The following is a 26,619-nucleotide window of genomic DNA, read 5'->3' as shown; positions in this document are numbered from 1 at the left end:
GGGCCTGCAAGTGGACTGACAATTATGCAGGCGTCCGACCCGAATGGTACAACGCTCACTCTCCGGCAATCTGGCCGTTTTTCAATAACTCCAGAATTTGCAAGCCTTGGCGCGACGTTTTTTTCAGAAAAAAATGGCTGACGCTCAAATACTAACCTTTTCTCCTGCCTAAAAAATGCGTAATATACGCCGCCCTAAGCCGATGGTAACCGTGGAATGCAGATAGGTCCCCACACGCTTGAAACTCCCTTGATTGTGGCTCCCATGGCCGGTGTAACTGACCGACCATTCCGTGAACTTTGTTTGCGATTGGGGGCTGGCATGGCCGTTTCCGAGATGCTGCTGGCCAACCCGGATGTCTGGGATACCCAGAAAACCCGGATGAGGATGGATCACTCTGCAGAAGGCGGATTACGATCGGTCCAGATTGCCGGAGCCGACCCCGAGATGATGGCGTTTGCTGCCCGCTACAACGTGGAGCAGGGCGCACAGATCGTCGACATCAACATGGGATGTCCGGCAAAAAAAGTGAATAAGAAGTTGGCAGGTTCTGCCCTGCTGCGAGCCCCCGATCAGGTCAAAGCAATTTGCCGGGCCGTGGTGGATGCAGTGGAGGTGCCTGTCACCTTGAAGATCCGCACAGGATGGGATCCGGATAACCGCAATGGCGTGGAGATCGCCCGAATCGCCGAAGATTGCGGTATCGCGGCCCTCGCCGTGCATGGTCGTACCCGTGCCTGCCTCTACAAGGGCGAAGCGGAGTACGACACGATCAGGGCGATTAAGCAGGCCGTATCGATTCCTGTTGTCGCCAATGGTGACATCAACAGCCCGGAGAAAGCCCGGTATGTCCTCGACTATACCGGTGTCGACGCCGTGATGATCGGCCGAGCTGCGCAAGGACGACCCTGGATTTTCCGGGAAATCCGTCATTTTCTTGAGACGGGCACCAAGCTGCCGCCTCCCGAGAGGGAAGAGGTTCGCACCCTGATGAACGAGCATGTAACCAACCTGCACCGGTTTTATGGTGCATATCTGGGAGCGCGCATAGCCCGTAAACACGTGGGCTGGTATCTGGATGAAGAAGAGACGGGCCGAGAATTCCGTAAGCACTTCAATGCCCTGGATTGCGCAGACGCGCAACTTGAGGCACTCGAAGCGTATTTCGATGGATTAGGTTAACAAGATAACTAAAGAGCCGACCGAATATGTTCGAACAAACCCTGACTTCTGATGCATTGGTAACAACTACTCACAATCACGCTGCCGAGCCGACCCAGCGCCCCCTGCGTGACTCTGTGCAACAGGCCCTGCGTAACTACCTGGCCCAGTTGAACGGTCAGGAAGTGATTGATCTGTACGATATGGTTCTCTCCGAAGTCGAAGCGCCGATGCTGGACGTGATCATGCAGTACACCCGTGGTAACCAGACTCGCGCTGCCGTGATGATGGGTATCAACCGTGGCACCCTGCGCAAGAAGCTCAAGCGTTACGGCATGAACTGATTGCTGGCCGCGAGCCGCGACGGCGGTTCAAGGCAGATGCGAAAGGCGCCAGGTAGCAATACCTGGCGCCTTTCCTTTATGCTCTCCCATCCATTTCACCATGGCGACCCCGATGAACCGCACTCCCCTGCTGCTGATGGTACTGGTCACCCTGCTGGCCGCTGCCGGCTGGCTCTTTTCGAAAGAGGCGATCCGCGAACTGCCCCCTGCCGCCTTTATCGGCAGCCGCTTCCTGCTGGCCGCGCTGCTGTTGCTCCCCTTAGCCTGGCTGCATGAGCCGCCGCCGACTCGCGCCCAACTGGTGCGGGCTAGCGGTTGCGGCACATTGCTCGGTGCCAGCCTGCTGCTGTGGGTCACTGCCATCAGCCAGAGCGATGCGCTGGGCAGCGGCGCCTTTATCATGAGCGTCGCGACCCTGATGGCCCCACTGGCCGCCTGGGCAGCCTTTCGGGCCAAGCCCGGCCGCCACTACTGGCTCACCCTGCCCATCGCCATCGCCGGTTTGCTGCTGCTCTCCAGCAGTACCCACTGGGGCGTGTCGCTCTCGCTGTTCTGGTTTCTGGCAGCGGCCACCACCCTCGGCATCCAGCTTGCCGTCCATCGCCACTTCGCCCAATCCATTGCCCCTACCTGGCTCACCTGCATCCAGCTGGCGATGACCGGCCTGCTCGGCACCCTGCTCTCCCTGCTGACCGAACAGTGGCCCGAGGCTGGAGTCAGCCACGGCATCTGGGGCTGGTTTGCGGCGAGCGTCTTGATCGCCACCACATTGCGCTACTGGCTGCTCACTCATGCGTTGAGCAAGATGACCACTGCCCACGCCGCCCTGATGATGCTGCTGGAACCGGTCTGGACTCTGCTGCTGAGCACCCTCTTCTACGACGAACCCCTCGGCAGCGCCAAACTGGCCGGTGCCGGACTGGTACTCGGCGCCCTGGTGCTCTACCAGCTCCCCCTGCTGCTGCGCAGTCGCACGCTGAAACCGGCACGCTAGCTCCCCACTGCAAACGCCTCTATGCAGATGAAACAACCAACGAAAAGGGGCCTGCAGTTGCAAGCCCCTTTTGTTGCATTGTCACGGCGAACTGGTTGGGCCATGCTCTCGACTCGGCCCTGTGCGCCAGCTCCCTTCTTGAACGCCCCTTGGCAGCCAGTTAGCGGCTTGAAAAAGCCAGCCTGATCCCGAGCCCGACAAACAGGGTGCCGATGCCCCGGTTGAGCCAGCGACCGAGACGCTGCGACAACCGAACCTTGTGGCTGGCATAGACGGTGGTAAAGACCAGCAGGTGACACCAGATGATGCCGCCCAGATTGAAGATGCAGCCAAGCAGGATAAAAGCGAGCGCCTTGTCGGGGGCATCCGGCGCGATGAACTGGGGCACGAAGGCGAGAAAAAAGAGCGCCACCTTGGGGTTGAGCACATTGGTCAGCACTCCCTGCCGATAAATCTGGCCATAGGATAGGGCGGGCAAGGTGATCCCTCTCTCCATTGTCCCCGTCGTTTGCTGGCGCAGCAGGGAGAACCCCAGATAGATCAGGTAGATGGCGCCAGCCAGCTTGATAAGGGCAAACAACTCGGCCGAGGCACTGAGCAGGGCCGACAGACCGAGGGCCGCCGCCAACACATGCACCATGACACCAGTGCCGATGCCAAGGGTCGCGACCGAACCGGCACGCCACCCTTGCGAACCGCTGCGCAGCATGACCAGCAGGGAGTCGGGCCCCGGCATGATATTGAGCAGCAGCCCCGAGACCATAAACAGAGCAAGATCATGAATACCGAACATCATCCCTACCCTCGTAAAGCAAAACCAAACAAAGAGGGCTCCGCAGAGCCCTCTTTCCTTTCACTCTGCGGCAGCTGACGAGTCATCAGCTGTCCCGCCAGCCATCAGGGCCGCAGCGCCTTGTCCGCCCGGGAGATACCGCAGACGCCGGAGCGCACCACTTCGATGATCTCGTTGGTCTGGGCGGCAGTCTTGATAAAGGCATCCAGCTTCTCGCTGGTACCCACCAGCTGTACCGTGTACTGCTCGGGGGTGACGTCGACAATCTGGCCACGGAAAATATCCGCCAGCCGTTTCAGCTCGTCACGGGCTCCACCGGCGGCGCGCGCCTTGACCAGCGCGATCTCCCGCTCGATATGCTCCCCTTCGCTCAAGTCGCACACCTTGAGCACATCCACCAGCTTGTGCAGCTGCTTCTGGATCTGCTCCAGCACCCGCTCGTCACCCATGGTGACTATGGTCATGCGCGACAGGGTGGGATCCTCGGTCGGCGCCACCGTCAGGGTCTCGATGTTGTAGCCGCGCTGGGAGAAGAGACCCACCACCCGGCTCAGGGCGCCGGATTCGTTCTCCAGCAGTACTGAAATGATGTGTCTCATGATATTTCCCCCGCCTTGCTCAGCCACATCTCGTCCTTGATGGAACCAAACTTGAGCTCCTTGAGCACGACCGAAATAATATGTTCCATCGTCAGGTTCTCTCCGTCTTGCTCAGCCACATCTCGTCCATGGCGCCAAACTTGATCTGCATCGGATAGACGTGCTCATCCGGGTCGACCGAGATATCCATGAACACCAGCCGATCCTTCATGGCGAAGGCTTTCTCCATGGCGCTCTCCAGCTCGGCCGGATCGCTCACCGCGATACCGACGTGGCCGTAGGCTTCCGCCAGTTTGACGAAGTCCGGCAGCGACTCCATGTAGGAGTGGCTGTGACGACCGCCGTAGAACATCTTCTGCCACTGCTTGACCATGCCCAGCGCACGGTTGTTGATGGAGATGATCTTGATGGGCACCCCGTACTGCATGCAGGTGGAGAGCTCCTGAATGTTCATCTGCACCGAGCCATCGCCGGTGACGCAGCAGACCACCGCATCCGGGTTGGCAAACTGGGCCCCCATGGCGGCCGGAATACCAAAGCCCATGGTGCCGAGGCCCCCTGAGTTGATCCACTGGCGCGGTTTGGCAAACGGGTAGTAGAGGGCAGCAAACATCTGGTGCTGGCCCACGTCGGAGGCAACGAACGCCTGACCCTGAGTTACCTTGTAGAGGGTCTCGATAACCTGTTGCGGCTTGATCTGGGTAGCCGACTTTTCGTAGGCCAGACAGTGACGGGAGCGCCACTGGTTGATCTGGCTCCACCAGTCCGCCAGCGCCTCCTTGTCGTTATCGAAGCCACACTCGCGGATCACTTCCAGCATCTGCTCCAGCACGGTTTCCACCGAGCCGACGATGGGCACATGGGCCTGCACCGTTTTGGAGATGGAGGTGGGGTCGATATCGATATGAACCACGGTGGCATTGGGGCAGAACTTGGCCACGTTGTTGGTGACGCGGTCATCGAAGCGGGCACCGACAGCGAAGATGAGATCCGCGTTGTGCATGGTCTTGTTGGCTTCGAAGGTGCCGTGCATCCCCAGCATGCCGATAAATTGCGGATGGACACCGGAGAAGGCCCCCAGCCCCATCAGGGTGGTGGTCACCGGCAGATTCAGCAGCTCCGCCAGCTTGGTCACCAGATGGTCCGCATTGGCATTGATAGCGCCGCCGCCCACGTACATCACCGGGCGCTGGGCATCCACCAGCAGCTTGGCTGCCCGCTTGATCTGCCCTTTATGGCCAGACTTGGTCGGGTTGTAGGAGCGCAGGGAGACCGTCTCGGGATACTGGTAGGGGAATTTCTCTTTCGGGTTCTGCACATCTTTGGGCAGATCCACCACCACAGGCCCCGGGCGGCCGCTGGCGGCAATGTAGTAGGCCTTCTTGATGGCCTCAGGGATATCGCTCGCCTTCTTGCACAGGAAGCTGTGCTTCACCACCGGGCGGGAGATACCGATCATGTCGGTCTCCTGGAACGCATCCTCACCGATCATGCTGGTCGGCACCTGGCCGGAGAGGATCACCAGCGGAATGGAATCCATATAGGCGGTGGCAATACCGGTAATGCAGTTGGTCGCTCCCGGGCCCGACGTTACCAGCACAGTCCCCACCTTGCCGGTGGAACGTGCGTAACCGTCAGCCATGTGAACCGCGGCTTGCTCGTGCCGCACCAAGACATGCTCCATCTTGCCGTTTTCGAAGAGAGCGTCATAGATGTCGAGCACTGAGCCACCAGGGTAGCCGAAGACGTGCTCAACTCCCTGATCTTCCAGCGCTCTAACCACCATCTGGGCGCCTGATAACATCTCCATGATAAAGCCCTCCAGGCTTTGCTCCGTTTAGCGAATCCCGCCGACGATGCCGTGCTTCCCGGCACGGCCCGCTCCGTTTCTTGTTGTTATCTGAATGCAGATCGGTCCAATTCAGCCCCGTCGACAGTAGAAAAAAAGGATTTTTCCGTCATTCACCCGAAAATAGGGTGAAAAACCAACTTAACCCGCTTCATAACGCTTGTCCACGGCTTTATCTGACCAGAACAGTCATACATTTCAACCGGCTATTAACATTCAATGACTTGCCGCAGCGACCATGAGACAAAAGGGAAGGAAGTCGGGGAATGGCCAGCGGATCATTCCGCAGAGGGGAAAAACAGCCACAAAAAAGCCCACCGCTCAGCGGTGGGCTTGATGCCGAATGATGAATCAGTTGTCCTGATCCGGCTCAGCCAGCCAGATCTGCTGATCCGGATCGGTCTCTTCACTGACCGAAATGCTGACACCCATATCAAGCAACTCGTGCAGGGTGAGATTGTCAGCCAGGTTCATGACTTCGCCGTTTTCATTGGTAAAGCGCATTTGCTCCGTCCTCTCCTTGGTGGGATCGCCTTTCAGTCTAGTCAACAACGCTCACTTGCGATAACCAGCAACTGGATAAACAGTCGCCCCCATCCAGCTCGCTCAGGCGATCACTCACCTCTTCCGGAAACAGAGTGCGAGCCCAGAGCCGACGTGACAGAGAGGCCACGCTCTCGTCAGCGCCCGCCGCCAGCCAGCGGGCCAGCTCCCCTGCTACATCGGGGTAACAGACCGCCCCCGGCGAGGCGCTGTCGAGCCAGGTACGCACCAGATTGGCATCGAGCACATCCATCAGGGTCGCCAGCCCCATCATCTCCAAAGTCTTGCCATTGGTCAGCTGCTCGAACTGGCCGCCGAGGGGCTTGACCAACAGCTTCTTGCCGAGGGTGAGCGCCTCGGAAGCCAGCTCGAAACCCGCGTTGGATATAACGCCGCGACAACCGGCCAGCACGGCGATAAATCCGTGCCGCGATGGCGGTTCGAAGCGCAGGTTGCGCCATTGGCTGGGGGTGCGAATGGCAGGGTGAAAGCAGACGAAGCGCTGCTGACCAAAACGCGACAACAGGGCGGCGATCGCCTCGGTCTGCTCGAACGGCAGATAGACCAGGATCTCGCCGTTATCCGGCGCAGCGGCGATAGGGTCGATCACCGGCGGCAACAAGGGGTGACCGAAGTGAAACCAGTGCAGCCCGAGCGGCTGATCCACCGGGGCAAAGTGGCGCATCAGCTGGCGGCTGACCCCATCCTCCCCCCAGCGCGGAATGGGCCAGTTGAAGCTGGCCTGATGGCTGACGGTGAGGCTCGGCTTGCCATAGCGGCGGGCAGCGTGGGCGGTGAGTGGCTCAAAATCGCTCACCACCAGATCGTATTCGCTGCAATCGAGAGACCGCAGATCCCGCCAGAAGGTGAGCGGCGAGGCGGCTTGCAGGGTGCGCCACGGAGAAACTCGCCCCTCGTGACTGACAAAAGTGAGGCCGGGAAAGGCGCGGTAGGCGCCAAACTCCTCCATGTCGAAGTAGCGGTCGGCGGGGCGACCGCTGAAGAGATAATCCACCTCGACCCCTGCCGTGCGCAGCGCCCGCGCCAGGGTGCGACTGCGACTGATATGACCGTTGCCGGTGCCTTGCACCCCGAACAGTATCCTCATGAGTGGCTCCAGCTGAGCGCCAGCACGGCGCAACCGCCACCCAGCAGGGCACCGGCAACCAGATCGCTCAGGTAGTGTACCCCGAGCAGCAACCGGGATGCCCCCACCAGCGCCGCCCAGCCAAACAGCAGGGGCGCCCAGAGCGGAAAGCCGGAGGCCAGTATGGTGGCCATCAGAAAAGCGGCAGCGGTGTGGCCGGAGGGGAGGCTGTAACGATCGGAAGGAGTGATGAAGACCGGCAAGCCGACCGGCCGTTGCCGTTTCAGGCTGTTTTTCAGCAGCAGATAGAGGGGCAGTTCGATGGCGAAGGCGAGCAGCGCCAGTCGCACCAGCTCCCGCTCTGCCTCCCCCTGCCACCAGAGCAAGGCGGCCAGCACAGCGTAAAGCGGGCCATCGCCGGTGCGGGAAATGAGACGACTCACCCTCGCCTGCTGCCGGTTGTAGCCGTGAAGCAGGCAGACCCGGCACACCTGCAGGTCCCATTGCTGGATCTTGTTCATATCCCCTCCTTCCCTGAATTCTGCTTGCAGAGTAAGAAAGCGGGATGACGTTACGTTGAACAAGGGATAACAGATTTATGAAAAAAGGGCCGAATGGCCCTTTTTAATCTCGATGTTGCAGCAAAATCAGTGGCTGCCGCGCAGACCGGTCTCCATCAGACGGCAGTTGTGGTCCGCCAGACGGGCCATAAAGTGCTCATCCACTTTCAGGCCAAACACCTGCTCGTAGAGATCTTTCATCACGAACGGCTGCCACATCATGCTGAGGAAGGAGATCTTCAGCATGTCGGGATCCAGGTTGTCACCCAGCTCACCGTTGGACTTCATGGTTTCCAGCAGGGCATCGAACTGCGGCAGCTGACGTTCCAGCAGGCGGTTCAGCACAAAATCCCGGCCCGGGCTCTTCTCGGTTGACAATGCGCTGGAGATGGCCGAGGTCAGCTCGCTGTTGGGCGCCATCACCTGATAGTAGGTGTTGAGCAGCTCGTTGAGGCTGTGATTGCTGTGTTCATCTTGCCAGGCATGGTCGAGGGGCTCGGCGACATCGCCCAGCACCGCTTTGTAAAGACCCTCTTTACTGCCGAAGTAGTAGTGGATCATTGCCAGATTGGAGCCAGCAAGCTCCGCGATTTCGCGTGTAGTCACCTTGCTATAGGGAGTATTGAGAAAACGCTCACGGGCGGCAGCAAGCAACTTGTCACGAATGTCAGAACGTCCGACCGGACGACCAGGTCTACGTTTTTCCATTTAACACCTCAGATAATTCAGCCAATGCTGATAAGTCGATCTGGTTGTGCAGAGAATAGAGCACAGCAGGAATGACCAGATAATCGGTCATGGGCCGAATATGGGACAAGGAAATTTGCAATCCTTTACAATCCGATTAAATACGTCAGCAGATTGCCCCTGACCTTCCGTGTTGACACAGCATAAAAATCTCGATATTGGTAAAAGCGTTATCGACTGGAAGGAATAACAACGTCATGCATATCGCCACCCCGCTACTACTAATCTCCCTAATCGCGTTAACTCGCGCGGGATCCTTGTAGCCGGGCTAAGGCATAGCCGGAATTTACAAAAACCCGTGCACCCTGCACGGGTTTTTTTATGCCGCCGCAGGATGCACGTTACCGAACTTAGGAAGAGGGAAGTCACATGTCAGATCGGGTCATCATATTCGACACCACCTTGCGTGATGGTGAGCAGGCCCTGGCGGCCAGTTTGACTGTCAAGGAGAAGCTGCAGATCGCCCAGGCACTGGAACGGCTCGGTGTCGACGTCATAGAGGTGGGCTTCCCGGTCTCTTCTCCCGGCGATTTTCAATCGGTGCAGACCATCGCCCGCCACATCAAGAACAGCCGAGTCTGCGCCCTCGCCCGCGCCCTGCCCAAGGATATCGACGCCGCCGGCGAAGCCTTGAAAGTGGCAGAGGCGTTTCGCATCCACACCTTTATCTCCACCTCCTCCATCCATGTGGAGAGCAAGCTGAAAAAGAGCTTCGAGGATGTGCTGGAGATGGGGGTCGGCGCCATCAAGCACGCCTTGCGCTACACCGATGACGTGGAGTTCTCCTGCGAGGATGCGGGCCGCACGCCGATCGATAACCTGTGCCGCATGGTGGAAGCCGCCATCAAGGCCGGCGCCCGCACCATCAACATTCCTGACACCGTGGGCTACACGGTGCCGACCGAATTCTCCGGCATCATCCACACCCTGTTCAACCGGGTACCCAACATCGACAAGGCCATCATCTCGGTGCACTGCCACGACGATCTGGGGCTCTCGGTGGCCAACTCCATCGGCGCGGTGCAGATGGGGGCCCGCCAGATCGAGTGCACCATCAACGGCATCGGCGAGCGGGCGGGCAACTGCTCGCTGGAAGAGGTAGCGATGATCCTCAAAACCCGCGCCGACCTGCTCGGGGTGCAAACCAATATCCGCCACAGCGAAATTCATCGCACCAGCACGCTGGTCAGCCAGCTCTGCAACATGCCGGTGCAACCCAACAAGGCGATCGTCGGGGCCAACGCTTTCTCCCACAGCTCCGGCATCCATCAGGATGGGGTGCTCAAGGCGAAAAATACCTACGAAATCATCACTCCCGAGAGCATTGGCCTGACCCAGAACAACCTCAATATGACCTCCCGCTCCGGCCGTCACGTCATCAAGCACCGGATGGAGTCCATGGGCTACGCCGAGAGCAGCTACGACCTCGACCACCTCTACGGCAAGTTCCTGACCCTGGCCGACAAGAAGGGGCAGGTATTCGACTACGACCTCGAAGCGCTGGCCTTCTTCAGCCAGATCCACGAGGAGCCGGAGCACTTCAAGCTGGAGTACCTCGGGGTGCAGAGCGGCAGCTCGGTACTGGCCACCGCCTCGGTCAAATTGAAAGTGGGGCAGGATCTGATCTGTGAAGCGGCCACCGGAAATGGCCCGGTGGATGCGGTCTACCAGTGCATCAACCGCATCACCGGCTATGAGATCCGCATCGACAAATATGCCCTCAAGAGTAAGGGCGAAGGGGAAGATGCCCTCGGTCAGGTCGATATCGTCGCCGAGTACAAGGGGCGCAAATTCCACGGCATGGGGCTGGCTACCGACATCATCGAATCCTCGGCCCATGCCCTGCTCCATGTGATCAACAGCATCTGGCGCGCCGATCAGGTAGCCGAGCAGATGGAACGCAATAACAGCATCAAATCAGAAACCGTCTGAGCAGGACTCGCAGCCACACAGACGGCATGGAATGACAACATCAGGACGGGGAACGTCTGAACCGGCAACCGCGCGCAGCGTTGGGGAAACCGGACAGAAGGATCTCAAAGACAATATCAGGATGGAGAGTGTATGAGCAGTTATCGGATCGCAGTATTGCCGGGTGACGGCATTGGCCCGGAAGTGATGGCCGAGGCCGTCAAGGTGCTGGCAAAAGTACAGGCTAAATTCGGCTTCTCCCTCGACTATCAGCACTTTGATGTGGGCGGTATTGCCATCGACAACCATGGCACCCCGCTGCCGCAGAGCACCATCGCGGGTTGCGAAGCATCCGATGCCGTGCTGTTCGGCTCGGTCGGTGGCCCGAAATGGGAGCATCTGCCGCCCAACGATCAGCCGGAGCGTGGTGCCCTGCTGCCCCTGCGCGCTCACTTCAAACTGTTCTGCAACCTGCGTCCGGCCCGCATCTACACCGGTCTGGAGCAGTTCTCACCCCTGCGCGCCGATATCTCCGATCGCGGTTTTGACATCGCCTGTGTGCGCGAGCTGACCGGCGGCATCTACTTTGGCCAACCCAAGGGGCGCGAGGGAGAAGGAGCGAACGAGAAGGCGTTCGACACCGAGGTGTACCACCGCTTCGAAATCGAGCGCATCGCCAAGATAGCGTTCGAATCGGCTCGCGTGCGCAAGGCCAAGGTCACCTCCATCGACAAGGCCAACGTGCTCGCCTCCTCCATCCTGTGGCGCGAGGTGGTGACGCAAGTGGCCAAGGATTATCCCGACGTCGAACTGAATCATATGTATATCGACAACGCCACCATGCAGCTCATCAAGGATCCCTCCCAGTTCGACGTGCTGCTCTGCTCCAACCTGTTCGGTGACATCCTCTCCGACGAGTGCGCCATGATCACCGGCTCCATGGGGCTGCTCCCCTCTGCCAGCCTCAACGAATCGGGTTTCGGCCTGTTCGAACCGGCCGGAGGTTCGGCCCCGGATATCGCAGGCAAAGGGATCGCCAACCCCATCGCCCAGATCCTCTCCGCCGCCCTGATGCTGCGCTACAGCCTGGGCCAGGAGGCTGCCGCCCAGGCCATCGAGCAGGCCGTGGCCCAGACCCTGGCCGAGGGTTACTTCACCGCCGACCTGCATCAGGCCAGCGCCCGCCATCCGGTGCAGAGCACGTCCGAGATGGGCAGCCAGATCGCCGCCCGGATCTGAGCTAAAGAACAGATAACAAGGAAAAGAGAAGCAATGGCCAAGACCCTCTATCAGAAAGTATTCGACGCCCACGTGGTACGGGAAGTGGAAGGGGAGACCCCCCTCATCTACATCGACCGCCATCTGGTGCATGAAGTGACCAGCCCGCAGGCATTCGACGGCCTGCGCGCCATGAACCGCCAGCTGCGTCGCCCGGACCTGACCTGGGCCACTATGGATCACAACGTCTCCACCACCACCAAGGACATCGCCGCCTCCGGCGAGATGGCCCGCATCCAGATGGAGACGCTGGCGGACAACTGCAAGGAGTTCGGGGTTCGCCTCTACGATCTGAACCACAAATATCAGGGGATCGTCCATGTGATGGGCCCCGAGCTCGGCATTACCCTGCCCGGCACCACCATCGTCTGCGGCGACTCCCACACCGCCACCCACGGCGCCTTCGGCTCGCTGGCCTTCGGCATCGGCACTTCCGAAGTGGAACATGTGATGGCGACCCAGACCCTGAAACAGGGCCGCGCCAAAACCATGCGCATTTCGGTCAACGGCAAGCTGGCCGAGGGCATCAGCGCCAAGGACGTGGTGCTGGCTATCATCGGCAAGGTCGGCCATGCCGGTGGTACCGGCTACGTAGTGGAGTTCGCCGGCGAGGCCATCGAAGGGCTCACCATGGAAGGGCGGATGACGGTGTGCAACATGGCCATCGAGCTGGGCGCCAAGGCGGGGATGATTGCCCCCGACCAGACCACCATCGACTATATCCGTGGCAAGGAATTCGCCCCCAGGGGCGAGGCACTGGAGCAGGCCATCGCCTACTGGCAGAGCCTCAAGAGCGATGAAGGTGCCCACTTCGATGCCGAAGTAGTGTTGGATGCCGCCGATATCGCCCCCCAGGTCACCTGGGGGACCAACCCGGGCCAGGTGATTGCCGTCAATGAGCCCATTCCGGCACCGGAATCCTTCAGCGATCTGATGGAACAGCAATCCGCCCGCAAGGCGCTCGCCTACATGGATTTGCAACCGGGCCAGAAGCTCTCCGACGTTGCCATCGACAAGGTATTCATCGGTTCATGCACCAACAGCCGCATCGAGGATCTGCGCGCCGCCGCCGCCATCGCCCGCGGTCGCAAGGTGGCCGCTGGCGTGCAGGCGCTGGTGGTGCCGGGCTCCGAGCAGGTGAAGGCACAAGCCGAAGCCGAGGGTCTGGACAAGATCTTCATCGAGGCTGGCTTTGAGTGGCGCCTGCCCGGCTGCTCCATGTGCCTGGCCATGAACAACGACCGGCTGCAACCGGGGGAGCGCTGCGCCTCCACCAGCAACCGCAACTTCGAAGGACGTCAGGGCCGCGCCGGCCGCACCCATCTGGTGAGTCCGGCCATGGCCGCCGCCGCCGCCGTCACCGGCCGCTTCGCCGACATTCGTGCACTGTAAGAGGACATTTCGATGACAGGATTCAAACAGCATAAAGGGATCGTCGTCCCCCTCGACAGCGCCAACGTCGACACCGACGCCATCATTCCCAAACAATTTTTGCAAAAAGTAAACCGCATCGGTTTTGGCAAGCACCTGTTCCACGACTGGCGCTTCCTCGACGATGCCGGCCAGCAGCCCAACCCCGAGTTTGTACTCAACCAGCCGCAATTCGCCGGTGCCAGCATTCTGCTGGCCCGCGAGAACTTCGGCTGCGGGTCGAGCCGCGAGCACGCCCCCTGGGCGCTGGCCGACTACGGCTTCAAGACCATCATAGCCCCGAGCTTTGCCGACATTTTCTACGGCAACGCCATCAACAATGGCATGGTGCCGGTGCGCCTGAAGGAGGAGGAGGTCGATACCCTGTTCCAGCTGGTGGCCGCCCAGCCGGGCATCGAGATCGAGGTGGATCTGGAAGCGAATCAGGTGCGCGCAGATAGCCTCTGCTTCGGTTTCGAGATCGATGAATTCCGCCGTTACTGTCTGCTCAACGGCTTGGATGCCATCGGTCTGACCCTGCAGCACGAGGCCGCCATCAGCGCTTTTGAGGCGAAGCAGCCGAGCTGGATTTAACGCGCCAGTTGCAAAAAAACGAGTAGAATCAACAGGGAGCTTCGGCTCCCTGTTTTACTGTCCGCGACGCTTCCCACTTTGGGCCACCGGAACTGGCCCGTGCCACAGGAAAGGATGATGAAGAGACCGACGGCAATCCCTCTGCTCTGTGCCCTGCTGCTTGCCCTGCCTGCGGGGGCCAATCAAACCAGCTTCAACAACAGCCTCGGCCAGATCAGCGTCGGCTGGCAAGATAGCGAAGGCAAACCCCAACAGCTCACCTACCGGCTCGAACAGGGCAAGTTGCCGCCCCTCATCGCCTATCGCCCGGCGAGAATGCAGGAGGAGGTGTTGCAGGTGTTGCTGCGGGAGGTGCGCCAGAACTACCCCGAGGTGCAGTTCACCCTCGCCCGTCCCTCGCTGGAGCTGCATCTGAAAAGCCGCAATCAGGACAAGGCGCGCGAGGCGATGGCCTTTCTGCAGTCCAAGCGGAGCAAAGAGGAGCAGGCGTGGCTGACCAAACACTACTTCCAGTACTTCAACACCCCCGACGGGCAGCTGGCAGTGAAGCAGGATCATGTGCGCATAGCGCTGGAGAGTCGCAGCGGGCTGGCTCCGCTGGCGGATCAACTCAAGCAGCAGGGCAGCACAGAAACGGAAGCGCGCCAGAAGACCGTGGCCCATATGCTCACCTTTATCCAGAGCATCCCCTATCAGCAGCTCGACAGCCTGAACGGCAGGCAGGGCAAGGGATTTCTATCTCCCCGTCAGGTGCTGGAGCAGAACCGGGGTGATTGCGACAGCAAGGTAACCCTGATGGCTGCCATGCTGGCTCAGCTCTTTCCCGAGCTGAAACAGGCCATGGTGTTCGTCCCCGGCCATGCCCTGCTGGCCGTTGACCTGCCCGCCAAGCCGGGGGATGTGACCCTCAACTGGCAGGGACAAAACTACCTGCTGCTCGAACCTACCGGTCCCGCTACCTTGCCTGCAGGCCAAATAGCATCGACCAGCAAAACGCTGGTCGATAGCAAGCAGTTGAGTGTGCAACCGGTTCAGGAAAAAGGCTAACCCCCTCCCTCTGCCGATGAGGAGAGAGGATTAACCCTGAGGCAGAAACTCCACCGCCAGCAGCAACCCGCTCTCCTCCTCCAGCACTCGGATAATACGGGCATGGGCTTCAAAGGGGGGCAACAGGTTGTTGTTGGTGGCAAGACTGATCCGGATGGGCTGATTGATGTCGAGCTGGTGTTCAGAGACCGCAATCCCCATGCCGTTGGCACTGAGATCCCGGCAGATCCCCTCCAGCACCAGCTGCTGCTGATAGACGGTGACCGGAGCATTGATGACCATGCGCGCAAAGGCACGCCTTTCCTTGGTATTGGTAAGCACGCGAACATCCTCTGTTGGGTGGGCGTCATCTCATGGGTATTGCACAATTGTGCTGGTCTACCCAAAAGAACGTTAATACAATGCGGTTCGTTTCTCAAACGGGGTGCGGTTTACCGCTGAGATTATACCCGTGTACCTGATCCAGATAATGCTGGCGGAGGAATTTGAGGCATGGCGCTCATTTTTTGCGCCCTCACCCGCTGGCACCTCGTTATTAACAAGTAATAGGGAGTGCCACCCATGAAGACCCTGCTGCTGGTCACCACCTGCCTGCTGTCGGCCAATGTGTTCGCCGCTGACACCCTCACCGTCTACACCTACAGCTCTTTCACTGCCGAGTGGGGTCCGGGGCCCAAGATCAAACAGGCCTTCGAGAAAGAGTGCGGCTGCACCCTCAATCTGGTTCCCCTCGAAGATGGGGTCGCCATCCTCAACCGGCTGCGGCTGGAGGGCAACCACAGCAAGGCTGATCTGGTGCTGGGGCTCGACGATGCCCTCATCAGCGAAGCCAAGCAGAGCGGTCTGTTCGCCCCCCATCCCGCCAAGCTGGATGGCATCAAGGTGCCGGGTGGCTGGCAGGATGACACCTTCGTCCCCTACGACTACGGCTACTTTGCCTTCGTCTATGACAAAGACAAACTCAAGCAGCCGCCCAAGAGCCTGAAAGAGCTGGTGGAGCGTCCCGACCTCAAGGTGATCTATCAGGATCCCCGCACCTCCACCCCGGGGCAGGGGCTGATGCTGTGGATGAAGTCTGTCTACGGCGACAAGGCGCCTGCCGCCTGGGCCGAGCTTGCCAAAAAGACGGTCACCGTCACCAAGGGGTGGTCAGAGGCCTATGGCATGTTCCTCGATGGCGAAGCGGACATGGTGCTCTCCTACACCACCTCTCCGGCCTATCACCTGATTGCCGAGAACAAGCCCCAGTATCAGGCTGCGGCGTTTGAAGAGGGCCACTACCGTCAGGTGGAAGTGGCCGCCAAGCTGAAGAGCGCCAAACAGGAGAAGCTGGCTGACCAGTTCCTGCAATTTATGGTAAGCCCCGCCTTCCAGCAGGAAATCCCGACCGGCAACTGGATGTATCCGGTTATCGACACGCCGCTGCCCAAGGGCTTCGAGCAGATGATCACCGTAACCAAGCCGCTCGCCTTCAGCAGCGATGAGGTGGCCGCCAATCGCAAAGGGTGGATCCGCGAGTGGCTGCAAGCCGTCACCCAGTGAGCCGTTATCTGAAACCACAGGCTCGTCCCCTCTGGTGGCTGCCGGGCAGTGCAGCCACCCTGCTGATCCTGCTGTTATCCCTCGGGCCGCTCGCGGCCCTGCTGTGGCAGGCCGGTTCGCTGGCACCCCGCACCCTGTTCGCAGATCCTTATCTGCGTCATGTGCTGGGCTTCAGTCTGGGGCAGGCACTGCTCTCCACCTTGCTGAGCTTGGGGCTGGCCATTCCGGTGGCCCGTGCATTGGCGCGGCGCCGTTTCATTGGCCGAACCCTGCTGATCAAGTTGTTTGGCCTCTCGCTGGTGCTGCCGGTCATCATCGCCATCTTCGGCATAGTAGCGGTACACGGCAAACAGGGGTGGCTGCCGCAACTGTTGCGCTCACTGGGGCTGGATCCCGGCAACTATCTCTACGGCCTGTTCGGTATCCTGCTGGCCCACGTCTTCTTCAATATGCCGCTGGCGGCACGCCTGATGTTGCAGAGCATAGAGAGCATCCCCGAATCGAGCTGGCGCCTCGCCAGCCAGCTCGGCATGCGCTCATCCCACATCTTTCGGCTGCTGGAGTGGCCGCTTATTCGCGGCATATTGCCGGGGCTGGCCAGCCTTATCTTCATGCTCTGCTTCACCAGCTTCACCACAGTGCTGGCGCTGGGCGGCGGCCCGAAATCCACCACGCTGGAGGTGGCCGTCTATCAGGCGCTGCGCTTTGACTTCGATCTCGCCACCGCAGGCGGACTGGCGCTGGTGCAGCTGATCCTGACCGCCGCCCTGCTCGCCCTGCAACACAAGCTGCAGAGCACCCCGGCCAGTCGGGTGACGCCTCGTCGTCCCTGTCTGCGGCCGGATCGCCATCAGCCGGGAACGGCCGTGGTGGATCTGCTCTCGCTCGGTATCGGGCTCGCCATCTTTCTGCCACCGTTGCTGGCTATCGTGGTGGCGGGCCTTCACCCCGGCCTGCTGACGGCGCTCACTTCCGCCAAACTGTGGCAGGCGAGCGGCCAGTCGCTGCTGATTGCGCTGGCGGCGGGCACCCTTGCAACCCTGCTTGGCAGCGGCCTGTTGCTCACCAGCCGTCACCTCAAGGTGCGCACCCGCCAGCGGCGCGCTGCGGCCCTGTGGGAGGCCAGCGGCTCGATGATCCTGATGATCCCGGCGGTGGTGCTCTCTACCGGTCTCTTCATCCTGTTTATGCCCTTTGCCGACGTGTTCGCCCTCGGCCCCTGGCTGGTAGTACTGGTCAACGCCCTGATGGCGCTGCCCTATGTGATGCGCACCCTCTCCGCCCCCATGCAACTGGTGGTGCGCCAATACGATCGGCTGGCGGACAGTCTGGGGGTACGCGGCCTGCATCGCCTGCGGCTGGTGGAGTGGCCGCTGCTGCGCCGCCCGCTGGCACTGGCGATGGCGCTGTCGATGATCCTCTCGCTGGGGGATCTTGGCGCCATTGCCATGTTTGGCAGTCAGGAGCTCACCACTCTGCCCTGGCTGCTCTACCAGCAGCTCGGCAGCTACCGATTGACCGAGGCAGCAGCCACCGCTCTGCTGCTGCTGACACTCTGTTTCTCCCTGTTCTGGCTGGTGGAGCGGGGGCTTGGAGGAAAACATGCTGAACATTGATACGCTGGTGACCAGCTACCCCGACTGGCGCGTCAGCTTCAACGCGAAGCTGCCCAAGGGGGAGATCACCGCACTGATCGGCCCAAGCGGCGCAGGCAAGTCGACCCTGCTCGGAATGATCGCCGGTTTCGTGCCGGTGGAGTCAGGCAGCCTCAGCTTCGATGGTGAAGATCTGCTGCCGCTGGGGCCAGCCGAGCGGCCAGTCACCACCCTGTTTCAGGATCACAACCTGTTCCTGCACCTGTCGGTGTTCGACAATATCGCTATCGGCCTACACCCGGGTCTACGCCTGAGTGCCGCCCAGCGGGCACAGGTGATCGATGCAGCCGCACGGGTTGGTCTTGGCGAGATGCTAAGCCGCCTGCCTGAACAGCTCTCCGGCGGCCAGCAGCAGCGGGTCGGGCTGGCCCGTGCGCTGGTGCGCGGCAAACCGCTGCTGCTGCTGGATGAGCCCTTCTCTGCCCTCGATCCCGCCCTGCGCCGGGAGATGCTGGCCGAAGTGGCGCGCCTCGCCTGCGAACAGGGCATTACCGTGTTGATGGTTTCCCACAATCCGGAGGATGCCCAGCTTATCGCCGATCAGGTGCTGTTTGTCGACGAGGGGCGCATCGCCCTGCAAGGCAAACCGGATATTCTGCAAAACAGCAACCACCCGGGGCTGCTGCGCTACCTTGGCCAATAGCCCTTGGCCCAAGACTGTGCCGAGATCAAAAAGGGGAAGCCGATTGGCTTCCCCTTTTCATGCAAACATATTGGGTGAAATCAGAGGTTCTCCTCGGCAAAGGAGGCCAGTCGGCTACGTACCACGCCATTGAGGAAGATATTGGCACTGCCGTCAAAATCCTTGAAACGCTCGACAATGTAGGTCAGACCCGAGGTCACCGGACTCAGGTAGTTGGAGTCGATCTGGGCCAGGTTACCGGAGCAGACGATCTTGGTGCCCTCGCCGCAACGGGTAATGATGGTCTTGATCTGGGAAGCCGTCAGGTTCTGGCACTCATCCAGCAATACGAAGGTGTTCTGGATGCTGCGCCCGCGCATGAAGTTGACCGATTTGAACTGGATATTGGCCTTCTCCATGATGTAGCTGAGCGAGCCGCTCATGTTCTCGTCCTGCTTGTGCAGCACCTCCAGGGTGTCGGTTACCGCCGCCAGCCAGGGCATCATCTTCTCCTCTTCGGTGCCGGGCAGGAAACCGATGCTTTCGGCAATTTCCGGGGTATTTCGGGTGACGATCACCTTCTCGTAAATGCCCTTCTCAATCACCAACTCCAGCGCAGCAGCCATGGCCAGCAAGGTCTTGCCGCAACCCGCCGGGCCGGTCAGGATCACCAGATCGATGTGTGGATCGAGCAGTGCATCCAGCGCCATCCCCTGATAGACATTCTTGGGATGGACACCCCACGCCTTGCGGGACATCAGCCGCTCGCGGCCCAGATCCTTGATGCGAATCTTGTTGCCATCGTGGCTGAGCACCCGGGCGGCGAAGAAATTCTCTTCATCCACCAGATACTGGTTTACATGAACCCCTTCCAGCAGATTGGCATCGATCACATGGATGGTGTCGCGGCCATGGGTCTCACTCTCGCACTCGCCAACCCGCTCCCAGAAGCTGCCGGGCACCACCTGAAAGCCCTTGGCCAGCAGGCGAATATCGTCGATCAGCTGGTCACTACGGTAATCTTCAACGTGAGCAAGCCCGGCCCCCTTGGCCTTGAGGCGCATGTTGATGTCTTTGGTGACCAGCACCACCTGACGCTTCAACTCGTGCTTTTGCAGATAGAGGGCCGCGTTGATGATGCGGTTGTCGGCCTCCTTGTCGGTAAAAACCTCGGCATCCTGCGGCAGATGGTGATCGCTGAAGATGCAGATATTGCCGCTCGCTTCGCCAGCCAGCGGCACGCCCTGGGTGATCTGATCCGGGGTTGCATCGCGGAACACATCTTCCAGCGCACGAATGGCCACCCGCGCGTCGCGGCTGACATCCTTGTTGCGATCCTTGATGTTATCGAGCTCTTCCAGCACCGTCATGGGGATGAGCACGTCGTGCTCTTTGAAGGAGTAGATAGCGAGGGGTTCGTGAAGCAGAACGTTGGTATCCAGGATAAACAGCTTTCGGTCCGTATTGTCCATAAGCATCCTCCTTGGCACTGAAGGGCCACGTGTGTGAATCTCAGATGTCATTGAAACCACACGGCCGTGACAGTTTTATTACCCTCAACGCTACGCCCGATTTTACTATCGCGCAACAAATCACTGGGCCGTCTGATTTGATTGCGCATAAAAACAGCAATAAAAAGACCGGCACTGTGGCCGGTCTTTTCTCTATCGTTCAACTACTTGGGCCTGTCTGTCAGCCGCACTTGGAGTCGCCGCAGTTGAGGCAGGTCATGCAGCCATCCTTCAGCACCAGCGCCTTGGTGTGGCACTTGTAGCAGAGCGCGGCATTGGCCGGAAAACCACTGCTCGCCTGCTGCTCTTCAGCCTCCTGAGCGGCTTTCAGCTCGGCCTGCTTCTCGGCCAGAAATGCCTGCTGATGCTCATCCAGTCCCGGCGCCTTGAGCATGCCGATCTCGGTGAGATGGCTCTCGATCACGTTGCCAATTTCGGCGATCAGCGACGGCACATACTTGCCCTTGTTCCAGTATCCGCCCTTGGGATCAAACACCGAGCGCAGCTCCTCGACCAGGAAGGTGACATCCCCACCCTTGCGGAATACCGCCGAGATGATGCGGGTCAGCGCCACGATCCACTGATAGTGCTCCAGGCTCTTGGAGTTGATGAAAATCTCGAACGGACGGCGAGTTTCGTGAACCGTGCCCTCGTTGAGAATGATGTCGTTGATGGTGATGAACAGTGAGTGCTCGGAGACATGCTCCGGCGTCTTCAGTTTGTAGGTGGTGCCCATCAGCCGCTCCGGGCGCAGCACGGTTTCGTGCATATGCACTACGTCATCCTGCACAGAGAGATCTTCTTGCGGCTCATCCTTGGTACGCACCTTGTAGGCGACGATTTTCTTGTCGATCTTCTTGACCATAATGTCGTTCTCAGAATTTACCGTAATAGCCTTCTTTCAAGGCGTCATAGAGGTTGGCAGCCGTATGCAGCTCGCCATCGTATTCGATCTCTTCATTCCCCTTGACGGAGATGACGGAACCATCCTCCAGGGTGAAATCGTACAGGGTGTTCTCCAGATCCTTCTCCTTCACCAGCACGCCCTGGAAGGCCTCCGGATTGAAGCGGAAGGTGGTGCAGCCCTTGAGGCCGGAGTCCGAGGCATACATGTAGATGTCCTTGAACTGCTCGAACGGGAAATCAGTCGGCACGTTGGCAGTCTTGGAGATGGAGGAGTCGATCCAGCGCTGGGCCGCCGCCTGAATGTCCACATGTTGCGCCGGGGTGATGTCATCAGCAGTAATGAAGTAGTCCGGCAGACGACTCGCCTCATCATCGGCATAGGGCATGGCGGATGGATTCACCAGCTCGCGATAGGCCAGCAGCTCGAAGGAGTAGACATCCACGCTCTCCTTGCTCTTCTTGCCCGGCTTGATGACGTTGCGGCTGTAGTGGTGAGCAAAGCTCGGCTCGATGCCGTTGCTGGCGTTGTTGGCCAGTGACAGCGAGATGGTGCCGGTAGGCGCAATACTGCTGTGGTGAGTGAAACGCCCACCCACTTCGGCCAGCTCGGCGACCAGCGCAGGATCTACCTCGGCAACCTGCTGCATATAGCGGCTATAACGCGCATGCAGCACCTTGCCCTTCACCTTGTCACCCACCTTGATGCCATCAGCCGCCATTTCCGGGCGCAGACGCAGCATCTTGCCAGTCACTTCAAACTCCTGCTCCATGATGGGGGCAGAGCCTTTCTCCTTGGCCAGACGCAGGGACTCCTGCCAGCCGGTCATCGCCAGCTCCTGGGATACCTGCTCGGTAAAGGCGACGGACGCGGCAGAGCCGTACTTGATCTGCAGCATGGTGAGGGTCGAACCAAGCCCCAGGAAACCCATGCCGTGACGGCGCTTGGCTGTGATCTCCTCGCGCTGTTTGGCTAGCGGCAGCTGGTTGATCTCCACCACGTTGTCGAGCATGCGGGTGAAGATGGCTACCACCTTGCGAAACGCCTGCCAATCGAACGCAGCGTTTTCAGTAAAAGGGTCGCGCACAAACTTGGTTAGATTGACCGAACCCAGCAGACAGGCACCGTAAGGCGGCAGCGGCTGCTCGCCACAGGGGTTGGTCGCGCGGATCTCTTCACAGAACCAGTTGTTGTTCATCTGGTTGACCTTGTCGATCAGGATGAAACCGGGCTCTGCATAGTCATAGGTGGAGGTCATGATGACATTCCACAGCTTGCGGGCGGGCATGGTCTTGTAGACCTTACAGGCGACCTGCCCCAGCTCGTTGAACACCACCCCTTCCTTGTTGGGCCAGTCGGCCCATAGCACCTGAGCGGGCTCGTCCAGCGCAATGCCATCCTGCTCCACCTCTTTGGCGGTGTAGGGGAAGATCAGCGACCAGGGTGCATCCTCTTTCACCGCCTTGACGAAATCTTCGGTGATGAGCAGCGATAGGTTGAACTGACGCAGGCGGCCATCTTCGCGCTTGGCCTGAATAAACTCGATCACATCGGGATGGCGGATATCCATGGTGCCCATCTGGGCGCCGCGACGACCACCGGCTGACGAGACGGTGAAACACATCTTGTCATAGATATCCATGAAGGAGAGCGGGCCGGAGGTGTAAGCACCGGCACCGGAGACAAAGGCCCCGCGCGGGCGCAAGGTCGAGAAGTCATATCCGATGCCGCAACCGGCTTTCAGGGTCAGACCGGCCTCGTGCACCTTGCCGAGGATATCGTCCATCGAATCTTCGATGGTGCCGGAAACAGTACAGTTGATGGTTGAAGTGGCAGGCTTGTGCTCAAACGCCCCAGCATTAGAGGTGATGCGGCCAGCCGGAATGGCCCCATTGCGCAGTGCCCACAGGAACGGCTCATACCAGGCCTCCGGTTCCAGCTCCTGCTCTGCCAACGCACGAGCTACCCGCTGGAAGGTCTCGTCAATAGAGCTGTCGATGGGAGTGCCATCCTTGCTCTTGAGGCGATACTTGCTATCCCAGATCTCGAGGGACGTTTCCTGCATGGGGATAAGGCGGGAGCCAAGCTCACTCTCCAGCACCGGGTTCGATTTAGCCATTTTCAATCAACCTTATGTGAATGCATCAACATCATGACAACAGCAGAAAACACAACCAATGGTGCCATCTAAAATTAATGGCACAACATATAGTACACCTGATGCCATGAGGGCGCCGATTCTAACCTAAAAAAATGCCCCGGCCAGCAGATTTCTGGGCCAGGGCACTTAACTGATTAATTTGCTGATAGATTTAACACGCAGAGTGTAGTGGTCAACTAAACCCGGACACTTGGTTAGGCCGATCTTCGGCTTTTGCTGGCGGCATCCCGTCATTGTGGCAATGTGGACGCCGCCAGTTGTAGTAATCCATCAGGTAATAACTGATATCTCGTTTCGCTTCTCGCAAGCTCATATATCCCATAGCCGGCAGCCACTCTGACTTCAGGCTCCTGAACAGTCGCTCCATCGGGGCGTTATCCCAGCAGTTTCCACGCCGACTCATGCTCTGGGTTATGCGATAACGCCACAGTCGTTGCCGAAATGCCCGGCTACCATATTGGCTGCCCTGGTCGGAGTGAAATAGCACACCGGATGGGCAACCCCGCTGCTGATAGGCCATCTCCAGTGCTTTGATTGCCAATTCTGCATCAGGTTTATCAGATATCGCCCAGCCCACGACCCGTCGGGTATGCAGGTCGAGCACCGCTGCCAGGTAATGCCAACGACCACCAGCCCAGATGTAGGTAATATCGCCACACCACACCACACCACACCACACCTGATTGGGTTGCGGAGCATCAAATTCGCGGGCCAGCAGATTGGGTATATTCGGTCGTTCTGACCGTGCCACCTTATAACGTGTGTACGCCCGGCTGTTTGGATGCCAACCCGCCCTCCTTCATCAGCTTACGTACTTTGAATCGACCAATCTGATACCCCAATTCCCGCATCATCGACATCAAGGCACGGCTGCCCGCTGAGTTCCGGCTCGCTTTGAACAACCGGCGCAACTCAAAGCGTTGCTGCATGCGCTCACGGTTAATCGTCCGCCTGCGAGCCAGATAATCGTAAAAACAGAAGGTGGGAACATCGAAAGCGCAGCAGACCAAGGTGATGGGGGCTTGCTCCCTTAATCGGTCTATTCAGCGCGTACGTGTGAACTCGTCCGCCATCAAGAGAGCAGTAGCCTTTTTTAGAATGTCCTTTTCGCGCTCGAGCCGGTTGATGCGGGCTTCCAGCTCCTGAATTTTTTACTGCTCCGGAGTCAGTGCTTTTCCGGTGGGGGTTGTACCACCGCGTTCGGATTGCAGTTGCTGAACCCAGCGGCGCAGTACGGTTTCACCGACATCCAGTGAACGGCTGGCTTCAGGGACAGAATATCCCTGGTCGAGCACCAGGGATGCGGCTTCGAGTTTGAATTCGGCAGTAAATGAGCGACGTAATCTTGTCATTGGACACCTCAGGTCATGGTGGCGACTGTACCACCTAAAAGGGTCTCCGGGATGATTAGACCACTACAGGTGAGAACTTCATGTCCTCATACTTGGAGCAGGGGTTGACCGGCACCGCCTCACCACCCAACACGGCAATACCATCACTCGGGCTCTTGTAGCCAAAGTTGGAAACATTGGGGGTCAGTGGGCAAAAACCGCCATAGCAAAAAGGCCTTCCCAATCGGGAAGGCCTTCAAATTAGTGGCGGAGCGGACGGGACTCGAACCCGCGACCCCCGGCGTGACAGGCCGGTATTCTAACCGACTGAACTACCGCTCCGCATTCGGTTAGCTTGCGCTAAATTGGTTGCCGCTTCTTCTGAGGTGTCATCCTCGCAGCCGGCTATGTGTTTTCACATCACCGTTTAATTGCGTGCCTGGCAGTGTCCTACTCTCGCATGGCGAATGCCACACTACCATCGGCGCTACCGCGTTTCACTTCTGAGTTCGGCATGGGATCAGGTGGTTCCACGGCGCTATGGCCGCCAGGCAAATTCTTAATCTAGAAAGCTGACGTGAATAACGACTAGGTCATTATCACTGAATTAGTAGTTCGCTTGGTATCTGTTACAAGCCTTAGAACACTTCTTGGGTGTTGTATGGTTAAGCCTCACGGGTAATTAGTATGGGTTAGCTCAACACATCACTGCGCTTACACACCCCACCTATCAACGTTGTGGTCTCCAACGGCCCTTTAGGACCCTCAAGGGGTCAGGGATGACTCATCTCAGGGCTCGCTTCCCGCTTAGATGCTTTCAGCGGTTATCGATTCCGAACTTAGCTACCGGGCAGTGCCACTGGCGTGACAACCCGAACACCAGAGGTTCGTTCACTCCGGTCCTCTCGTACTAGGAGCAACTCCCTTCAATCATCCAACGCCCACGGCAGATAGGGACCGAACTGTCTCACGACGTTCTGAACCCAGCTCGCGTACCACTTTAAATGGCGAACAGCCATACCCTTGGGACCGACTTCAGCCCCAGGATGTGATGAGCCGACATCGAGGTGCCAAACACCGCCGTCGATATGAACTCTTGGGCGGTATCAGCCTGTTATCCCCGGAGTACCTTTTATCCGTTGAGCGATGGCCCTTCCATTCAGAACCACCGGATCACTATGACCTACTTTCGTACCTGCTCGACCTGTCCGTCTCGCAGTTAAGCTGGCTTATGCCATTGCACTAACCTCCTGATGTCCGACCAGGATTAGCCAACCTTCGTGCTCCTCCGTTACTCTTTGGGAGGAGACCGCCCCAGTCAAACTACCCACCAGGCACTGTCCGCGAGCCCGATTCAGGGCCCTGCGTTAGAACATCAAACATACAAGGGTGGTATTTCAAGGACGGCTCCAGCGCAACTGGCGTCACGCCTTCAAAGCCTCCCACCTATCCTACACATGTAGGTTCAATGTTCAGTGCCAAGCTGTAGTAAAGGTTCACGGGGTCTTTCCGTCTAGCCGCGGGTACACCGCATCTTCACGGCGAATTCGATTTCACTGAGTCTCGGGTGGAGACAGCATGGCCATGGTTACACCATTCGTGCAGGTCGGAACTTACCCGACAAGGAATTTCGCTACCTTAGGACCGTTATAGTTACGGCCGCCGTTTACCGGGGCTTCGATCAAGAGCTTCGCTTGCGCTAACCCCATCAATTAACCTTCCGGCACCGGGCAGGTGTCACACCCTATACGTCCACTTTCGTGTTTGCAGAGTGCTGTGTTTTTGATAAACAGTCCCAGCCATCTGGTCACTGCGACTCCCAACTGCTCCATCCGCAAGGGACTTCACTGTCAGGAGCGAACCTTCTCCCGAAGTTACGGTTCTATTTTGCCTAGTTCCTTCACCCGAGTTCTCTCAAGCGCCTTGGTATTCTCTACCCGACCACCTGTGTCGGTTTGGGGTACGATGACTTGTAA

Annotated in this window: 22 protein-coding genes, 1 tRNA gene, 2 rRNA genes, 2 pseudogenes and 1 riboswitch (1 of these 28 only partly in view); of the genes and pseudogenes, 11 read left to right on the top strand and 16 right to left on the bottom strand. The window is 59.1% G+C overall.

The genetic code is table 11. The annotated features are described in order from the left end of the window. The first annotated feature begins 216 nt into the window (after positions 1–216). The 3 genes from dusB (at position 217) to I6L34_RS14635 (ending at position 2,499) form a co-directional block, all read left to right on the top strand. A complete protein-coding gene (dusB, locus tag I6L34_RS14645) occupies positions 217–1,182 on the top strand; it encodes a tRNA dihydrouridine synthase DusB (protein ID WP_019445016.1) in 966 nt (321 codons plus the stop codon). 26 nt (positions 1,183–1,208) lie between these two features. After that, the gene (gene fis / locus I6L34_RS14640) at positions 1,209–1,505 is read left to right on the top strand and encodes a DNA-binding transcriptional regulator Fis (RefSeq protein WP_005309538.1); all 297 of its coding nucleotides are present in this window, start codon (positions 1,209–1,211) and stop codon (positions 1,503–1,505) included. 112 nt (positions 1,506–1,617) lie between these two features. Then, on the top strand, positions 1,618–2,499 hold the full coding sequence (locus tag I6L34_RS14635; RefSeq protein WP_058057215.1) for a DMT family transporter: 882 nt from the start codon (positions 1,618–1,620) through the stop codon (positions 2,497–2,499). Positions 2,500–2,659: 160 nt separating this feature from the next. Here the strand turns inward: I6L34_RS14635 and I6L34_RS14630 are convergent, their stop codons facing one another. The 7 genes from I6L34_RS14630 to I6L34_RS14600 all read right to left on the bottom strand — a co-directional run bounded on the left by I6L34_RS14630 (position 2,660) and on the right by I6L34_RS14600 (position 8,638). After that, positions 2,660–3,292, bottom strand: a complete 633-nt coding sequence (locus I6L34_RS14630; protein WP_058057325.1) for a LysE family translocator — start codon at positions 3,290–3,292, stop codon at positions 2,660–2,662. A 104-nt stretch (positions 3,293–3,396) separates the two neighbouring features. Next, entirely contained in the window at positions 3,397–3,891 is a 495-nt protein-coding gene (gene ilvN, locus I6L34_RS14625) for an acetolactate synthase small subunit (RefSeq protein ID WP_005311605.1), read from the bottom strand. 91 nt (positions 3,892–3,982) lie between these two features. Next, a complete protein-coding gene (locus tag I6L34_RS14620; RefSeq protein WP_043823044.1) occupies positions 3,983–5,701 on the bottom strand; it encodes an acetolactate synthase 3 large subunit in 1,719 nt (572 codons plus the stop codon). Positions 5,702–6,091: 390 nt separating this feature from the next. Further along, positions 6,092–6,244 carry a hypothetical protein gene (locus tag I6L34_RS14615; protein WP_005341188.1) on the bottom strand — a complete coding sequence of 51 codons (153 nt, stop codon included), beginning with the start codon at positions 6,242–6,244 and terminating at the stop codon, positions 6,092–6,094. 37 nt (positions 6,245–6,281) lie between these two features. Then, entirely contained in the window at positions 6,282–7,391 is a 1,110-nt protein-coding gene (locus tag I6L34_RS14610) for an MJ1255/VC2487 family glycosyltransferase (RefSeq protein ID WP_005349173.1), read from the bottom strand. Continuing rightward, positions 7,388–7,891, bottom strand: a complete 504-nt coding sequence (locus I6L34_RS14605; protein ID WP_075115363.1) for a phosphatase PAP2 family protein — start codon at positions 7,889–7,891, stop codon at positions 7,388–7,390. The genes I6L34_RS14610 and I6L34_RS14605 overlap by 4 nt, the downstream gene beginning before the upstream one ends. A gap of 126 nt (positions 7,892–8,017) precedes the next feature. After that, positions 8,018–8,638: a TetR/AcrR family transcriptional regulator gene (locus I6L34_RS14600; RefSeq protein ID WP_005349170.1), complete on the bottom strand. Its 621-nt coding sequence runs from the start codon at positions 8,636–8,638 to the stop codon at positions 8,018–8,020. 408 nt (positions 8,639–9,046) lie between these two features. On the opposite strand from I6L34_RS14600, the gene leuA reads away from it, so the two are divergent. From leuA to I6L34_RS14575, 5 genes are all read left to right on the top strand, one after another. Continuing rightward, a complete protein-coding gene (gene leuA / locus I6L34_RS14595) occupies positions 9,047–10,609 on the top strand; it encodes a 2-isopropylmalate synthase (RefSeq protein ID WP_075115362.1) in 1,563 nt (520 codons plus the stop codon). Between the two features lie 132 nt (positions 10,610–10,741). Further along, complete coding sequence (leuB, locus tag I6L34_RS14590; protein WP_216954892.1) at positions 10,742–11,827, top strand: 3-isopropylmalate dehydrogenase; 1,086 nt, start codon at positions 10,742–10,744, stop codon at positions 11,825–11,827. A 33-nt stretch (positions 11,828–11,860) separates the two neighbouring features. Continuing rightward, positions 11,861–13,258 (top strand): 3-isopropylmalate dehydratase large subunit, encoded by a 1,398-nt coding sequence (gene leuC / locus I6L34_RS14585; RefSeq protein ID WP_201942642.1) that lies wholly within the window; start codon positions 11,861–11,863, stop codon positions 13,256–13,258. Between the two features lie 12 nt (positions 13,259–13,270). Continuing rightward, entirely contained in the window at positions 13,271–13,870 is a 600-nt protein-coding gene (gene leuD / locus I6L34_RS14580) for a 3-isopropylmalate dehydratase small subunit (RefSeq protein WP_216954891.1), read from the top strand. A 117-nt stretch (positions 13,871–13,987) separates the two neighbouring features. Further along, positions 13,988–14,917: a transglutaminase domain-containing protein gene (locus I6L34_RS14575; RefSeq protein WP_139428880.1), complete on the top strand. Its 930-nt coding sequence runs from the start codon at positions 13,988–13,990 to the stop codon at positions 14,915–14,917. Between the two features lie 30 nt (positions 14,918–14,947). Here the strand turns inward: I6L34_RS14575 and I6L34_RS14570 are convergent, their stop codons facing one another. Further along, complete coding sequence (locus tag I6L34_RS14570) at positions 14,948–15,238, bottom strand: PilZ domain-containing protein (RefSeq protein ID WP_005339160.1); 291 nt, start codon at positions 15,236–15,238, stop codon at positions 14,948–14,950. A gap of 89 nt (positions 15,239–15,327) precedes the next feature. After that, positions 15,328–15,418, top strand: a riboswitch (TPP riboswitch). Positions 15,419–15,478: 60 nt separating this feature from the next. Here I6L34_RS14570 and thiB point away from each other — a divergent pair. Genes thiB through thiQ form a run of 3 tightly spaced genes read left to right on the top strand, consistent with a single transcriptional unit; the run spans position 15,479 to position 18,757 of the window. Next, entirely contained in the window at positions 15,479–16,459 is a 981-nt protein-coding gene (thiB, locus tag I6L34_RS14565) for a thiamine ABC transporter substrate binding subunit (RefSeq protein ID WP_216954890.1), read from the top strand. After that, positions 16,456–18,075, top strand: a complete 1,620-nt coding sequence (thiP, locus tag I6L34_RS14560; protein ID WP_216956925.1) for a thiamine/thiamine pyrophosphate ABC transporter permease — start codon at positions 16,456–16,458, stop codon at positions 18,073–18,075. Before thiB ends, thiP begins: the two co-directional genes overlap by 4 nt. Beyond that, positions 18,062–18,757 carry a thiamine ABC transporter ATP-binding protein gene (thiQ, locus tag I6L34_RS14555; RefSeq protein WP_216954889.1) on the top strand — a complete coding sequence of 232 codons (696 nt, stop codon included), beginning with the start codon at positions 18,062–18,064 and terminating at the stop codon, positions 18,755–18,757. The genes thiP and thiQ overlap by 14 nt, the downstream gene beginning before the upstream one ends. Before the next feature lie 80 nt (positions 18,758–18,837). Here the strand turns inward: thiQ and I6L34_RS14550 are convergent, their stop codons facing one another. The 8 genes and pseudogenes from I6L34_RS14550 to I6L34_RS14515 all read right to left on the bottom strand — a co-directional run. Then, entirely contained in the window at positions 18,838–20,208 is a 1,371-nt protein-coding gene (locus I6L34_RS14550) for a PhoH family protein (RefSeq protein WP_005358170.1), read from the bottom strand. Between the two features lie 220 nt (positions 20,209–20,428). Then, on the bottom strand, positions 20,429–21,112 hold the full coding sequence (locus I6L34_RS14545; protein ID WP_064337293.1) for a hypothetical protein: 684 nt from the start codon (positions 21,110–21,112) through the stop codon (positions 20,429–20,431). 10 nt (positions 21,113–21,122) lie between these two features. Next, a complete protein-coding gene (locus tag I6L34_RS14540) occupies positions 21,123–23,270 on the bottom strand; it encodes an adenosylcobalamin-dependent ribonucleoside-diphosphate reductase (protein ID WP_216954888.1) in 2,148 nt (715 codons plus the stop codon). 214 nt (positions 23,271–23,484) lie between these two features. Next, positions 23,485–24,664, bottom strand: a pseudogene (locus I6L34_RS14535) (IS3 family transposase). Positions 24,665–24,731: 67 nt separating this feature from the next. Then, positions 24,732–24,833 (bottom strand): annotated as a pseudogene (locus I6L34_RS14530) (pullulanase); the annotation flags it as partial. A 75-nt stretch (positions 24,834–24,908) separates the two neighbouring features. After that, positions 24,909–24,985, bottom strand: a tRNA-Asp gene (locus I6L34_RS14525). A gap of 95 nt (positions 24,986–25,080) precedes the next feature. Further along, positions 25,081–25,195, bottom strand: a 5S ribosomal RNA gene (gene rrf / locus I6L34_RS14520). A gap of 109 nt (positions 25,196–25,304) precedes the next feature. Beyond that, a 23S ribosomal RNA gene (locus I6L34_RS14515) occupies positions 25,305–26,619 on the bottom strand (it continues 1,575 nt past the right edge of the window).

The organism is Aeromonas sp. FDAARGOS 1404, assembly GCF_019047085.1.
GTDB lineage: Bacteria > Pseudomonadota > Gammaproteobacteria > Enterobacterales > Aeromonadaceae > Aeromonas > Aeromonas veronii.
This window is presented reverse-complemented; position numbering and strand designations above follow the sequence as displayed.

Bases quoted from the DNA above. Each gene is read 5' to 3' on its own strand.
- I6L34_RS14620 (WP_043823044.1), bottom strand. From the start codon at position 5,701: ATGGAGATGTTATCAGGCGCCCAGATGGTGGTTAGAGCGCTGGAAGAT.
- I6L34_RS14610 (WP_005349173.1), bottom strand. From the start codon at position 7,391: ATGAGGATACTGTTCGGGGTGCAAGGCACCGGCAACGGTCATATCAGT.
- I6L34_RS14605 (WP_075115363.1), bottom strand. From the start codon at position 7,891: ATGAACAAGATCCAGCAATGGGACCTGCAGGTGTGCCGGGTCTGCCTG.
- leuA (WP_075115362.1), top strand. From the start codon at position 9,047: ATGTCAGATCGGGTCATCATATTCGACACCACCTTGCGTGATGGTGAG.
- leuC (WP_201942642.1), top strand. From the start codon at position 11,861: ATGGCCAAGACCCTCTATCAGAAAGTATTCGACGCCCACGTGGTACGG.
- thiB (WP_216954890.1), top strand. From the start codon at position 15,479: ATGAAGACCCTGCTGCTGGTCACCACCTGCCTGCTGTCGGCCAATGTG.
- I6L34_RS14630 (WP_058057325.1), bottom strand. From the start codon at position 3,292: ATGTTCGGTATTCATGATCTTGCTCTGTTTATGGTCTCGGGGCTGCTG.
- thiQ (WP_216954889.1), top strand. From the start codon at position 18,062: ATGCTGAACATTGATACGCTGGTGACCAGCTACCCCGACTGGCGCGTC.
- I6L34_RS14575 (WP_139428880.1), top strand. From the start codon at position 13,988: ATGAAGAGACCGACGGCAATCCCTCTGCTCTGTGCCCTGCTGCTTGCC.
- dusB (WP_019445016.1), top strand. From the start codon at position 217: ATGCAGATAGGTCCCCACACGCTTGAAACTCCCTTGATTGTGGCTCCC.
- leuD (WP_216954891.1), top strand. From the start codon at position 13,271: ATGACAGGATTCAAACAGCATAAAGGGATCGTCGTCCCCCTCGACAGC.
- ilvN (WP_005311605.1), bottom strand. From the start codon at position 3,891: ATGAGACACATCATTTCAGTACTGCTGGAGAACGAATCCGGCGCCCTG.
- I6L34_RS14615 (WP_005341188.1), bottom strand. From the start codon at position 6,244: ATGCGCTTTACCAATGAAAACGGCGAAGTCATGAACCTGGCTGACAAT.
- fis (WP_005309538.1), top strand. From the start codon at position 1,209: ATGTTCGAACAAACCCTGACTTCTGATGCATTGGTAACAACTACTCAC.
- I6L34_RS14545 (WP_064337293.1), bottom strand. From the start codon at position 21,112: ATGGTCAAGAAGATCGACAAGAAAATCGTCGCCTACAAGGTGCGTACC.
- I6L34_RS14540 (WP_216954888.1), bottom strand. From the start codon at position 23,270: ATGGCTAAATCGAACCCGGTGCTGGAGAGTGAGCTTGGCTCCCGCCTT.
- I6L34_RS14550 (WP_005358170.1), bottom strand. From the start codon at position 20,208: ATGGACAATACGGACCGAAAGCTGTTTATCCTGGATACCAACGTTCTG.
- leuB (WP_216954892.1), top strand. From the start codon at position 10,742: ATGAGCAGTTATCGGATCGCAGTATTGCCGGGTGACGGCATTGGCCCG.
- I6L34_RS14600 (WP_005349170.1), bottom strand. From the start codon at position 8,638: ATGGAAAAACGTAGACCTGGTCGTCCGGTCGGACGTTCTGACATTCGT.
- I6L34_RS14635 (WP_058057215.1), top strand. From the start codon at position 1,618: ATGAACCGCACTCCCCTGCTGCTGATGGTACTGGTCACCCTGCTGGCC.